Here is a 14591-nt window from a genome sequence, read left to right on the forward strand (position 1 = left end):
TAATGAAATAAAATTGATTTTCAGGAGTTCCCTGTTATCGAAAACAGTGGCCATCGGGGTGTTAGCATAGAACGTCGTTTGGGTCATAAACAGATCACCCTTAGAGCCGTCAGAAAATACCGGCAGCAACTCTGCCGGTATAGCCGTTAAACGCAGGTTTTAATTTCCTCTAAGGTGTCATTTTCATCCTCGTTGACCACAAACCAGGGCGTAAACAGCATTCGCCGCAGCCAGCCCTTCGCCGTGATGACCTGCCATTCACGCCCCGCCGGATCGTAATAGTGGGTGTCGGCATACAGATCCTGCCGCGCACTGTCGTCACTGACATGTTCCCAGCTATCGAGGAAATAGGGCTGATAGGTTCGGATGGCTTGCCCCTTGTTGTCGTATTCCGTCCGGCCGGATACCGCCCAACGAAACGCCGTTTCGGTCATGACCGGCTCGCCCCCTGCATCAATAGCCAACGCCCCTTCTTCCGTACGTTGCCAAGCTTCACCATCAGCCTGGCGTACTGAGCTTTGTAGAATGCGACCGAATCCGTCGCTAAAGGTTACCTGCTGGCGAACCTGTTGGGCGGCCCTTTCTTCTGCATAGCGGTCATAGCGATCGGTAGAGAGCATCACCACATGCGGCGGCACACCCTTGCCTTCCTGCCAGCTGTCCGTGACATACAACATACACTGTGCCACCGGCAAAGGCGCCGACAGGCTGATCATCTCATTAGCCGTGCCCGGCAGTGTCAGTGGCGTATCCGTATACCCCGCCGCTACGCCATTCTCCGTCCCGCTGATACGCAGGCTGGTCATTCGCCCCAGCGCGTCCAGCGTGATCGTCTGGACATTGTCGTTCGCATCGGTCAGCCTGACCGGCGTCAGGAAACGCCAGTCATACTCCATTGTGGTTTTCAACCCTGCGGCATCCTCGGTCTGCGTGATCACACATTCGTGCTTATCCCGGGTAACGCTGAGTGCGCCGGTCAGCAAGGTATCGCGCCAGCTCTGCGGCAGCCAGAAACGCTCGGCGCCAGCATAGGTGGCATATCCCTGGCGAATGGCCCACAGTGTTCGGCCAGCTTCACCGGCGCGAGGGAACAGATACCCCATCTGCGAGTAACCCGCCTGTTTCAGGTTTTCAGGAGAAATATGCGCCGCCAGCAGCGCGACAGTATCCTCATCCAGCACAGCGGCTTCGGTAAAGGCCGGCAACGGAGGAAAAGCCGGCGCAGCAACAGTCGCCGCATTGCGGCTGTCCAGATACCAGGCCTGCTGTTGGCCGGAAAATACGGGGGTATGGGTGTCCGCCAGCAGCCCGGCGTTGTCCCGCAGCAACTGAACCGTCACGCCACCGGGCGGCACGGCGGAAGCGGCATGGCTGAAAACGTCACTCCGGGTGGCATCCGGCAACCCGGGCAGCCAGATACCTTTTGCGCCGTCCGACAGGATGTGCCAACCGCTCTGCTGCCGCACCAGACGAAGTATTTGCTGTTGCTCATCAAAGCTGGAGGCAAACAGCCCCTCCGGCAGTGTCGGCGGATAAGGGTTGCCTGTCGGCTGACTACGCCGCGGGTAGTTGATGCTCACCTGGCATAGCGGATTACCGTATTCATCACTGGTCAGTTGCACCTGCTGGCTACACTGCGGGTCGCTGCCGACGCGCTCATAAACATAGCTGCGGCTCTCCACCACTGACGGCCACACCACGGGGTAAGCGCCTTGTTGTTCTACCAGCCGCACCTGCAGGTGGTTTTCAGTCACGGTGTAAGGCGTAACGGCCTGCGGGCTACCGTCCGCACCGTACAGCTCGCTGCGCAACGGCAGGCCTTTCAGCCCCCGGTTCAGCCAGAAGGCGGTGGTGTCGTCCGGCGAGCATGCCTGCTCGGCATCCCCGCTGCCGGCCGTAAAGCGGGGGATAAAATGATCAAAGGCCGCGTCGTCCTCCGCCCAATACTCCGCCTGCAGGCAGCCGTCCACGGCGGCCAGACCGGTGGCGTACCAGGTGCGGCTGATAGCCGGCATGCTGATATTGCCCGCCGTCCCTTGGCTGGCCAGAGTGTCTGTGTCGCTCACTTCCACAAAGCCGAACCCCAGAAACTCCCGCTCCCGCCCATCCCAGGCGCCGTGACGATAACGCACGGTGCTGACCAGCCGGTTGCCGGTTATCTCATCCGCCACCTCGGTACCCGCCAGCGTGTGCAAGGCAAACGGCAGATAGCTGGCCGGGACGGGTTTTCCCGCCGCCAGAGCTTCCGCTTTTTCATCCAGCCAGAATTGTACCGAACTGCGGTAATGCCACTGGTGATGTGCCCCCATTGCATTGTTCATCGTAGTCAGCAACCAGGGCTTGCTGGCTGAGAGATGGCAAACCCAGTGTCGCGGCTGCGGGTGCGGCACCGTCAGCACCAGGCTGGCCACACCCAGGCCCTGAATGTCGGCCAGTTGCAGGCTGCAGGTGTTGTCATAATGAACACCTTCAGGCAGCGCCAGGCTGAACGGCTCGGCAAAGGTATTGCCGCTGAGGTTGAGGTAAACCCGCAGGTGGTTGCCGCAGGCATAAATCAGATCGGTGGTACCGGAACCGTCAATATCGGCCAGGTAAAGCCGGTCTGGATTGAAGCTTTCAGCAGGCAGCTCTGTCGCCGGACTGAACCCCGACATCTTGACGGGTGAACCGAACCGGCCGTGACCGGTGTTAGGCCAGTAACGTACGCCGTCGGCGCGCACCTCGACCAGATGCTGCTGGCCGCTGCCGGCCATATCGCTGAAGGCAACCAGTACGCGGGCATCCGATCCGACGCTCGGCAGGGTAATGCCCTCTGCCTGCATCACCGTTTGCGCCTTTTTCCAGCCATCGCCGGTGCCGCTGTAGAGCCGCACGCTTTTCGGACCGATAAGCACCAGATCTGTCAGACCACTACCGCTGATATCCGCCAATTGTGCGCGCGGATGGGCATATTCCACAGGCAATGCCGACAACGGCGTAAAGTGGCGCCACTCCCCCTCCGGCGTGCGGTCATAACGCCCGCGTGCCCCAGGTATAGTGACCACCCACTCCAGTTGCCCGTCACCGTTGAGATCGGCCAGCAAGCCACCGTCACGCAGAGCGGGAATCGCGGGTAGCCGGCATGGCGTATCCCATGTCACGGCGTCTTCGGCGGCATTTTGCTGACGGACAGGAGCCCGGTACCACCAGGCGCCGCTGTCCTGATACAGAATACCCGCGGCACCTTCTCCATTGAGATCGACCATCTGGTACGGTTGCTGCAGGTTCAGTTTGCCCATATCGTCGCGTGGCTGCCACTGCGCCGTTTCCGGCGGCGTGAACGTCTGCCAGCCATAGGTTATCGGCGGTAGAGCACAGAGTGCGTCATCCGGCTCATACGCCACCTGGCTCGCCTTTTTCATTGTGGTGACGGACGGTGATTCGTCATAATCCAGCAGCAGACGGGCTACCAACTGTGGCGTATCCCCCACACTCTCATCCCCCGCCAGCACCGATACCGCGTGGTACATCAATATCTGCCGACAAAGGCGACGGCAGCGCACTTCAAAGCCATATTCCCAACCGGAAAACCGGTCCGGGCGGCACAGCCAATCGCCGCTTCCCGGTGCCAGCCAGCCCGGTGCCGTAGTCAATACCGTGCCCCGCTCGCCGTAATCCAGTATCAGGGTGAACAACCAGTCATCTGCGGTGGGGATATCAGCCAGCCCCGGCAGAGTGCGCCCGGCCTTTTTGTTGCCGTACCAGACCGCCGCCAGATAGCGCTGCGCCGTGGCGATCGGATGCGCGCTTTTCTCGGTCTCGTCGCAACCTATGTCATCCTCGGCCCGGTATTGCCAATAGATCTGCTCACCGGTCAGCGAGACCGAAGACTCGGCCAGCCAGGCAGCGGTCTGCGTCAGGTCGGCAGGGTTGCCGATGCGCGCCTGCGCATTCCGGCCCAGCAGTTGCACCTGCCCATCCGGGCTGTACAGCACCCAGAAGTTCTGTTCGGCATTGGCCTCTGCAACCCAGTACTCCATGCGGCTAAAGTGGGTTTCCGTACGAGAGCGGTAAGCGTGAACGCGAAAGCTGTCACTCAAACCTGTCCCCAACAGGGTCGTGACACCCGTGCGGGTTTCCGGCAATCCATTATCCGCCAGCACCGGCACCAGTACCTCACCGTCCGGCCCGGTGAATTCATCCGTCCCTTGATAAGCGGGAACACCATGGTGGGTACGCAAACGGATGGCGGGCAGGCCAATATCCCAGCCCATCCCGAATGGCCCGTTCCCTGCCCGGCTGTGGTAGTTCAGCGTCAGGGAAGGTGCATACCCTCGTCCGGCGCTGATCGGTAGCGGAAGGGTCTGTGTGGCAGCGCCGTCCGGCCCAGCCGCCGAGATATCCCCTTTCAGACCGGTTATTGCCCCTCCGCCCTTGGGTAACGACGGGGTCTCCAGTTTTACAGAATCTGAATTTTGCATAATAAACTCTCCACAGGCTCCCTGGAGGGAGCCTGATGACGGCGACGGTCAGTCAATGATGGTGTAACGGATATGCAGGATGATGTCCGTCAGGCTAAGCAACAGCGCTTGCTGCTTGCTGTCCACATCCGGGAAGCTCAGCGTCAGCGTACCGGTATCGTTCACCGGGATCCCCTCGAACGGCAGCCAGCGGCTGTCGTTGAAGTCCAGCTGGAACTGCCCGCTGTCGTTCATGCCGTGCGAAACCGCCACCGCATTGCAGCCCTGCGGCAATACCAGGCTACCACCGTAGCTGAGCACCGCGCGCACGTCCTGATACGGCCCGACCAGCGCCGGCAACGTGACGCTGATTTGTTTGATGCGGCGGGTTTTCCCCAACGAATCCGGGTAATCCCCACGGATGTTCAGGTCGGAAAGCTTCAGCGTCGCCAGCAGTTGTTTATTCTCCACCCTCAGACCGTTGCTGCTCGTCCCGGCCCCCCCCTTGCCGGCGCTGACCAGCTCGATGACTTTGTCCACAAAGGTAAACTTATCGTTGCCGGCAAGCCCCGCATAGACCTCAGACAGGCAAAGAGTGCGTGTCACCTCCCTCTCCCGCTCTATTTTCTGCAGACGTGCCTGCTCCATTTGCCCAAGGCTCAACATCAGTGTCTCGCCCGCCATCAGCCCGGCATAGGCTCCCTGCCAGGCGCCAGGGCGAATAAAGGCTGCAGAATCAAGACCAAACTCCCATTTATACGCTTCCTGTGCCATCAGGCAACGGGATACGGTCAGGTCGTAGAACTGGTGATAAATAGCGGCCAGTTTGCCACGTAACCAGCTGTACAGCGCCTTGCAGGTGAACTTGTTCTGCAGGAAGGCCAGCTGCACCTGAATCTGGCTTTGCTGGGTCTCCAGATAGATTTTCTGCAACGTGGCCGCCTCACGACGTATCGCCAGCGCCGCCAGGCTTGCGTCAATCTGCTTCACCTCCGATTCGGCGGTATTGCGCTGGATTTCCCAGTCCTGACGGCGGCGTCGATAGGCTTCTGACTGCCCGAGGCGATCCGCTGCGATGCGCGTGGTATCGGAGGTGATCTGCGCGCCAATCGCAAAGGCCGTGCTAAGAGCCCCGAAACGCGAGCCCCCTACGGAAAAACCATAGATATTGGGCATCAAATCCATCCCCGCCGCCGCCATATGCAACGCATTCGCCCCGGCGCCGACAGAGGAGGAACTGGTGTACAGATCCATGACCCTTTTTTCAATCGCGCTGACATCTTCATTATGGAGAGCGGTATAGTGCTGCAGGCGCTGCTGCGCGCCGTCGCGGCTTTGCTCCAGTGCCAGGCGGTCGGCGTCGATTTCCTCAAGGATTTTCTCTTGCAGGGAGAGGCTCTGAAGCATCAATGCAGCGCCCTGAGTCTGCAACAGCTCTGACAACGCTTCCCCGTCCTGACGCTCGCTGATGCTGAGCAACGCGTTACCAAACTGCGTCAATTGCCACACCATGCCCCGGGCACTCTCCAGCATGACCGGGAAACGGTACAACGGCATCGCCACCGGCGGTAAAGCCTGGTTGCCCTGCGAGGCGTTCACCGCTGCCGTCAGCAATGCCGTTGGGTCCGCCGGTGCCGCGTAGATAGCCAGCGAAAGCGGCTGGCCGTCAATGGAGAGATGATGTCTCAGGTTATACAGGCGCTGCGCCAGCGTCTGCCAGTACCCTTTCAGCTTCTCGTTTTGCTGTGGCAGGAACAGGCCGATCAGCGAGTTGGCCGTATCCGTCTCTGGCTCCACAGCCCCCTGGCGTATGGCCTCCAGTGCCTGCAGTACGCGGACCTGCCGGGTCTGGTCTGCCGCTTCGCCCAGCGCCGGGCTGGCCCAACCGGCATCCGCAGACACGTAAGGCTCGTCACCGAGTATGTTCAGCGCCTGCACATACCACATTTTGGCTTCGTTGAGGGTGTCGCGCTCCAGTAGCCGGTAGGCGGCATCGCCGCGGGCAATCAGCAGATCCAGCATGCCCATAAAGGTGGCGACCTTGTAGTGCATCGGGTCGGCCTGCGCCACGGCGTCCGGATCCACCGTATCCAGCGGGTTGGCGTTCCAGACGGTATCCTCTTCCAGTGGCCGGACGTTCCACTGATAAGGGGCGGGCTGCCCGCCAAGCAGGTAACCCTCGGGGCTCCAGACGTATTTGATCCACTGGGTGGCGGCGCTGAAGTTGTTCTCCTGCAGCAGGCGGCGAAATACCATCATAGGGACATAGTAAAACATCTCCCAGAAATACAGGGCGTTGGCGCCGCTGAAGTCCATGGGTTCGGTTTCATCCGTCAAAATCCCTACATGGTCAAACATGTCGATCTTGGAGATAGAGTCAATTTCCACCGGCAGCTCGGTGCCTGAAACATAACTAAAATGGGCACCAATCGAAGAGCCATCGTTTTGTTTCTCGGTACGCAAAAACACTTTGGCGGCAAGATCCTCCGAAAGAGGTTGATTATCCAGGGGCACAAAAAGCTTTACGTTTAACTGCCCGTCAGACAGCTGGCCTGAATAAACGACATGCGCAGAGTCATCAACCACGTGTTTTAAATTAAGGGTAAACGCCCGGCTGTTGCCGTGAATATTTTTATCATACGGCGGCAGGACAAAGTCCGCATAGAACCCCTTACCGAGCTGCGGCTCCTGCAACTGCTGGGTCGCCATCGACAATACGGTGTTCAAACCGGCATTCGCCCGCGCAACCAGCTGTTTTGCAAACAGCGTATTCACCCGGATGCGATAAACGCCGTATTGCAGGTACTGCGCAAATGTCGCCGTACGCTTCAAGGTGATGATCGGCAATGAAGACGCCAGCACTCTGACCAGGGTCACCCGCACGTTCTGTTGCCCCAGCCTTTGTCCATCCCTGGCTCTGACAACGTACAAAAAATCAGCGTCGTATGTATTATTGCGAAAGCGGTCCAGAGAAATAACCGCGGTGTTTTCACCGAACTCGAAAATCGATTCGTCAAAAGTGTTCTTTGTCTGGCGGCTCGCTTTAAAAATTGCGTCATCAACTCGAAGAGTTACCCCCTCGAGCAACACCGCGGTGTCTACTTTCTCAAATGTACTGAATGTGAAATCAGGCCCCGCAGACGGGAAAAGATTACTCCGACAGAAAGTAAGATTATATGTTGGCACATTAACTTCGCTAATCGGGTTCCACCATGTATCGCTGAAGCCAGGATAGTGATTCATCCGAACCCCAGAGACATTTGTCCAGTTCATTGTCTCTGTATTTACCGCATAATACGGTTTATAAAACATGGCCCCAGGCCCAGGAGTATAACTACTGTTCGCCTCAGCATAAAAAACCACTTTTGGACCGTCATACTGATATACCACCTCTAGCTCGTGTTTTTCGCGTTGTGCGTTCTGACCTCTCTTTAAGGTTTTCGCCACATAATACACATCGCCTGGCGCCTTCCTCACTTTCTTAAACAGGCTAACCTGGCGCTGAGCCCTGCCAAACATTGTGGTGATATAACCTATTGCGATACCAGTATTAAAACTCAGATTGACGTTGTTGCCGGTTATGGTGGCCTTTAAATCGGTCAACGTGTGCTGCGTGATAATTGTGTATCCCCGGTCCCCCCCAATATTAGTCGTCAGACGGTTGTCAGATATATTGGCGTAACTTTCACGAGCATAAGGCGTATTGAGCCTGACCTCCGCAGTGGAGTCCATCTGCTTGTAAGTATCCGAAACGGTCAGTGTTAATACCCCATCGTCCATTTCGGTAACGCTACCGTCCGACTGCATGAGTAACCCTGAAGTCACTGCCATTTGGGGAGCTTTATTGTAGTTATCTTGTTTCTGGTAAAAACAAATATAAAGCGTTTCCTGCTCCACATCCCGGGCGCAATACATGCCGGTCTTGTCAATATCGACCTTCGCCGGCGGCAGAACACCCGCGGCAGGTGTCACCGATACCGGCGCACTCCAGCTGCCATCATGCAGAATGTGGGCATATTTTAACGTGTATTCCAGCGATTTTATCGGCGTGCTGCTGGTTGTGGCCACTTCCCGGCTCTCCACCCACAGAATATACAGCCTTGATTGGAAGATGACCGGGCGGACCAGATTATTGACGGCGCTTATCGCCGTGTTTATTTTTTTCCATTCTCTCCAGGCATTGGCGGGCAGTTTTCCCCCCGACAACAGGCCGATATCCGCCGAGCGCCAATAGTAGTCGCCGATGGCGGAGCGCCCGATCAGGTAGGTCATGCCTTCCTGGTCGCTGACACCGTCATGATAACCACTGATAACGTCCAGGTTGGCTATCTCCTCAAAACGCGTCATGTAGGTTTTAAACGCATTTTCCACCGAATCGCTGTTCAACTGGCTCTGGCTGAGCGTCTGCAGCATTTCATCCATCATCCCGGTCTGACCGATACGCAGCGTAGGATCTACGTAGTTTTCCGGGTAATAAACCAACTGCGACACCCCGGCCCAGGTGCTGTAACGTTTGTTGTAGCTGTCCCAGTCGGTGAAGAACCGCCGTGACTGGACGCCACTCTCCACCTCCTCTTCCTGGCCGCTCAGCGCCCGGTTCACGTACAGCTGCACACCGGCAATCGCCTCCGCCAGCCGGGTGGTTTTCACCTGTGCCGAGATCTGGTTATCCAGCAGCAGCCAGCTGTAGAGCTTATTGCGGTCGGTAACCCAGGAAGGCGCGATGTTTTTAAGAACATAGGCGCTGACGGCACCGCTGAGCGACTCATCGACTACCGCCTGCAACCCTTGGTTGTGATATCCATTGAGGCCACTCTGGAGTGTTTGGCTAATGGCGACCCAGTCGGCGTAAGGCGGTTGCGGGGCCGAATCGGTGTACTTCAGGCTCAGCAGCGTAGCGACCCCCGCCGGCGTAATGCCCAGCGCACCGGCGGCATCTACCCATTGCAGGGTCACGTCAATCGCCGTCCAGCTACTGAACACACCGGCCTTGTCGTCGTGTTGCGCCAGCCCCTGGATCACCATTTGCTCATCCAGCGTCATGGCCTGCGCCAATTGCGCCGGGGTCAGCGTCCCTTTGCCTAACGCCGACAATATCTCCGTGGCAGAGGTACCGCAGCTCTGTAGCCAGTTATGGAAACGCGCCAGGGTATGAATGGTGGCAATATCATGCGGGAGGGAACTCATACCCGGACGAATTTTCTCAGGCTGGGTGACGGCCAGGGAAATCTCACCCGACGTTAACCTGAGCTCGCGAACAATCAGTGCCAACTGCCCCATAACCTGACAGAAGGCAGCCAGTTTGGCGGACTCGTCTGCCGTCAGGTTTTCTTTAATGACCAACCCGAGGAAGGTTGTTATCGTCAGCCCCTGGGGTTTTAGCTGGGCCAGCCATTGCAACACCGCTGTCGCCAGCTCGGCCGAATCCAGCTGGTTGGCGGCCGCAATAAATGGCGCCGTGACGCGGATCAGCTCAGCCTCGTCCAGCCGACCAATGTCCTGGCCGGCCAGCCCGTCTTTCAGCGTACTGATCAGGTTCTCGATATCCGGCGACAACGCGGTGCTGTATCGGTCGGTGGTTGTCAGATACAGCTCGCTGACCGTCCAACCTTGCGCCCTCAGCCACTGCGTATATTGCGCAAGAAAACCGACCAGTCCGCTGAGCGCCTCACCGGAAAGACCGGCGATATGGGTAGTGGCATAAGGGGACACCGACAACAGCATCCCCAGTTCAGTCAGGCTCAACCCATGAGCGTCAGCCAGTAACTTTACCCGGTACAGGGCAGACAGATTGTCGAGGGTACAGGTAAAATCCGCCGGCGAATCGCTGCCCTGCGCCCTGCGCCAGAGACTGTATAACTCTGTGTCATTGACCCGGAAAGCGCGCTTCATCACGCCAGTGCGGAAGCTGTCGGTAATGTCCGAAGGTTTGAGTTTGACGGTCGCGCCATCGGCAAAAAATACCTGTCCATTCAACGGGGGGGTATTGAACAGCCGGGTAAAGGCAGCAGGATCGCCGCCTTCGCTTGTCAGACCAATATCACTGCCGGCCAGCACCTGGGCATCTCCCCAGGCAAGCCCGTAACCTTGACGCCAGCGCAGCGTGTAGAAAATGGTCCCCAGCACATGCTTATTGATCGTGCCCTCCAGATTGTCACTGCAAACCAGCATGTCCAATTCTGCTGGCGAGAGGCCGGTAGCCTGACACAGGCGAATGGCTTTGTTCAGTTTGAGGGCGAAAATGGTCAGCGGGGCGCTTTCGCAGGTGAACTCCGCCGACGCGTGAACGCCAGGACTTGACTCCCCCCCATCGTAACGATAGGCAAACAGCTTGATGGTGAGTGAGGAGCTAAATGGCAACTGAAAATCCGGGCTGGTGTAATTGACACCGGCGTTAGTCGGCCTCTTGATCTTATTTAGCTCCACAGTGGGGCTTTCTCTTCTGACAGAAACACTACCGTCATTCGTTTTAAAACTGCAACTCATATAAAAGGTGTTGTCTTTCCGGCATATCAAATCCCAGTAATGATGAAATCCAGTGGCGCCAATATTACTTTTAGTTATTCGGTAAGCGGCAATTTTGCCTTCGCTATCAACAAATGTACCGGTATGAATATTGTCAGAGTACAGCGGCAGGTTTTTCTCCGATAACATGTTTTTATCCAGCAGCATCACCGGGATATATCGGCTGACCTCTTCAGGGGTCAAATCATAGTAGCGGGCAATATAACCCAGGTCAGAGAACATCTCCGGCTGGGTTTCTTCAGGAAAATTCCGTTTGAACAATTCATCGGCGTTGTCTGCCGTGATCTCCTCGGTCAGTATGTTATACAGCGCCGGGGAGATGCCGTTTTTGAGGGCCAACATGGAGTGGGTATCCATCGATGCCGCCACGCCCGGGTTACGCTGGAAAGCAGTAAACTCCTCATCTTGTAACAAAATGGCCTGTCGCGTTTTTTCAAAAGGCAGGTGGTAGGGCGTCATTCCCGTATGTCTGTAGGTGGAAAGCCTCTCCAACACGGCATCATCATAGGTATTTTCTTGCTGTCTGATGTTACTCAGCAGCAATTCATTGGAGAGCGACAGGGTCGACAGCTCGTCATCCAGATTGCTTTGCGACAAAGCAAGCCAGGCCAGATCGGGGCGGCGCCGGTCCAGATTAAATTCAGAACTGGCGGGGTGCAGTTTTCGGGCCTCACGGTAAAGCTCGGTCAGGTAACCGGCCGGAGAGAACATCGACGCCACCGAGCCTGGCCTCACGAATTTTCCGGCTCGACCACCGAATAAATCGTCATAACTGCGTTGCTCAGTGGACTCGCGAATGCCCAGACGCACCGCATTGGCCAACTGGGGATTGGCGCGGCTGAGAATGCGTGACTCCGTCATCTGGTTTTCTTTCAGTGCTTTCTGCGCCTGCTGGTACAAAAAGTTTTGCTCGCCCCAACTCAGGCTATCGCCGGCCAGCTCCCTCACCTCGGCAAAGGAACGGACCATGATGTCTGATAACGTAATTGATTGGTTGGCAATATTTTCGCGGCGGTTATTCAATTTAGCTAATAGTTCTTCAGTAAGGTACATATAGCTTTGTCCTTTAGTTGTTTTAAACTCTCACAGAATTGGCTGATAATAAATTTTATTTCCGGGGGCCCTGACTGCAGTATCAAAGACGTGAGTGTGGATATCCTTTCCACACTCGGATAGTCAAAAATTTGCATATTCTGAATATCGAATATTGTCTATCGATTAAAAGCACCGCTGTCGCTATATGTTAATGAAAAGACAATAATCCCATTGTCAATCACTAAAAGTGTCGAGCAATACCTGTAACTGAATGGCGCAGATATTCGGGTTAATTATGAACATTGCTTATCTCGATAATAGCGTACCCGAGGCGATGAGAAATACCTTCAGGCTGGGCGCTTACGATGACTATTTCATCCCCTTTTACCGTTGCCGGTGCGGTGTACTCGACCCGGTAGGTGCTGCCTTCCTGCTCCGGCTGGCTCAGGGTGCCGAGCGGCGGGTAACACGCCCAGTCATTCGGTTCAAAATCCAGCGTCGCGTCGGCAGACAGCGTCTGCACCGCGCCGAGGGCCAGGCCCGTCACAACAGGCGGGGTGAGCTTAAACTCGGGCAGGGTCTGAGCACTGATCAGTAAAATGTAGGCCTGGCTGGTCTGGCCCTCCGGAGAAGTGGCGGTGGCGGTCACATAGGTGTAGCCGAGCGGGTAGGCCTCGCCAGGCGGCATATAAAGGCCGTCACTCGTGATACTGCCGGTCACACCCGGCGTGCTGGACGTCAGGCTCCAGCTCAGGGGCGCATTCTCGTCGCCCAGCACCATGGCATTGAGCTGTACCGCACGGGGATTGTCCTCGTGCAGGGCAAAGAAGGCGGGTGAGATCTGCACCGGGGTCGATACAACGGTAATATAGGCGGCGGCGCTGGCGGTGGCGGTCTTCGCGGTGATCGTAACGCTCAGTCCCCCACCGTTGATGGTCTCGGGCGCACGGTACAGGCCCGACGCCGAGATAGTCCCGCCATTGGCCGGCGACAGGCTGTAGGTCACACCGGTGGCCGTATTGGTGGTGAACTGCTGGGACTTTCCGACAGGCAAAACGGTCTGCAGGGGAGCGAGCACCAGACTGGCCAGGAAGGGGGAAATTTCGCCGAAAATGGCCATATCGCCCGGCATATGGGCCGATTTCAGTCGGTTAATGTTGTGCTCCGGGAACAGCACATGGTTGAGCGCAAAGACTTCAATGTCGTTGAACTTCACGTCTTCCATGAGGTTACGAACTATCTGTACAAGCAGCAACTGAAGATCTGAATAAAGCGCTGATTCCACCTTCTGCTCTGTGTCATAGTCGGCCCATACTCCCGCAAAGTTGCTCCCGGCTTGCGCAACGCTTTCACTGAGAACGATACCGACGGTTTCAGTGTCGTGGCCGATAACCAGTTGAAAAATGATTCTGCCCGTTAGCGTGAATGTCAGAGATTCACTCTTCCACCTATCACCAGGGAAATATGCCCCCATTCTTTGCCGGAAAGCATTGCCCCCGTCGAAGTTAATCGCCACCTTTTCATTATCGAGTAACAGGGTGGCGCCCCTGAGGGAATAAATAAAATCTTCAGGAATGACTCCGCTCGAAGATACAAAGTAATAACCCGACCAGGTGTAACCTGTATCTTTGTCAAGAGGACGGGTGCGGACATGCCCACCGTTGAAGGTCGCGTTATCGGACGCACGCAACGAGAAGGCGTCGTCGTCATTGGTGCCGCGGATCAGTTCCCACTGACCGCTGGTCAGCATTTTATCCAGTTCCGGCTTGAGGTAGCGTTCGAGCACCAGGCGGTTGTTCACCAGTATCGTCGAGGAAGACTCCTGGGGGATCAGCCACGGATATGCATCCGTCGGCAGCAAGCCACCTTCCGGGTTAGCGTTGGTGGCGACAAATAACAGCACTGCGCCGTACCCGTCGTCTTCTGCCACCCGGCGGGCGGTTAGCGGGGCCTGCTGCGTGCGGATGATGAATTTTTTCGGGGTGAGACCACTCCCGAGGTCTTGTAACGACAGTTGGCCCAGCTCATAGGTCACCGCGTTATTGGCCAGCCATTGCTGGAAGAAGGCGAGCGCCTCAGCCGGCAGGTGGTTGATAACATTGATGGTAGTGATATTACCCTTGCTGAAGTCGATCTGCACCCTGCCCTGCTCATCCACCGAGCCCTGTCCGGTGATTAAATCGACGCTCAACGTGAGGCCGTACCCCATGCCGGGGCGAATGCGGATATAGCTGTTGACCTGGCCGTCGGTATCACGCTCGATCACGTTGCCGTCAAGGAACTCGAGGATCGCGACGGCGCGGGAATTCTCTGTGGAGGCATCCACAAATGAAATGCGGGGTGCGGACAGGGTGATATTTTCAAACTGAATGGTGTTGCGTTCATTGCTCCAGCTGATGGGAGAAAAGTGGACACCTGCGGCGAGTTTACTGATGTATTGCTGTTGAAACAGATGGTTGATTTTATCGCGGTCATAGGCGACAACCGCATCCCAGCCGAGCGTTTTGGTTTTTCCGCTCAGGGAAGCAATGATATCAGCGGTTGTGGGCATAGAGTCGTCCTTATTTTAAAGTGGGTAGCTGTTTTTTAATT

General features: G+C 56.7%; 3 protein-coding genes. All 3 read right to left on the reverse strand.

The genetic code is table 11. From position 1 onward, the window contains the following. Window positions 1–146: 146 nt before the first annotated feature. Entirely contained in the window at window positions 147–4460 is a 4314-nt protein-coding gene (locus D4100_RS22950) for a SpvB/TcaC N-terminal domain-containing protein (RefSeq protein WP_119805340.1), read from the reverse strand. Between the two features lie 48 nt (window positions 4461–4508). Further along, entirely contained in the window at window positions 4509–11933 is a 7425-nt protein-coding gene (locus tag D4100_RS22955) for a Tc toxin subunit A-related protein (protein WP_158586356.1), read from the reverse strand. Between the two features lie 355 nt (window positions 11934–12288). Then, window positions 12289–14550, reverse strand: a complete 2262-nt coding sequence (locus tag D4100_RS22960) for a hypothetical protein (RefSeq protein ID WP_119805342.1) — start codon at window positions 14548–14550, stop codon at window positions 12289–12291. Window positions 14551–14591 lie beyond the last annotated feature (41 nt).

Origin of the sequence: Serratia inhibens, from assembly GCF_003591175.1 — a bacterium.
GTDB lineage: Bacteria > Pseudomonadota > Gammaproteobacteria > Enterobacterales > Enterobacteriaceae > Serratia > Serratia inhibens.

Coding starts and splice junctions, on each gene's coding strand:
- D4100_RS22950 (WP_119805340.1), bottom strand. CDS start 4,460: ATGCAAAATTCAGATTCTGTAAAACTGGAGACCCCGTCGTTACCCAAG.
- D4100_RS22955 (WP_158586356.1), bottom strand. CDS start 11,933: ATGGTCCGTTCCTTTGCCGAGGTGAGGGAGCTGGCCGGCGATAGCCTG.
- D4100_RS22960 (WP_119805342.1), bottom strand. CDS start 14,550: ATGCCCACAACCGCTGATATCATTGCTTCCCTGAGCGGAAAAACCAAA.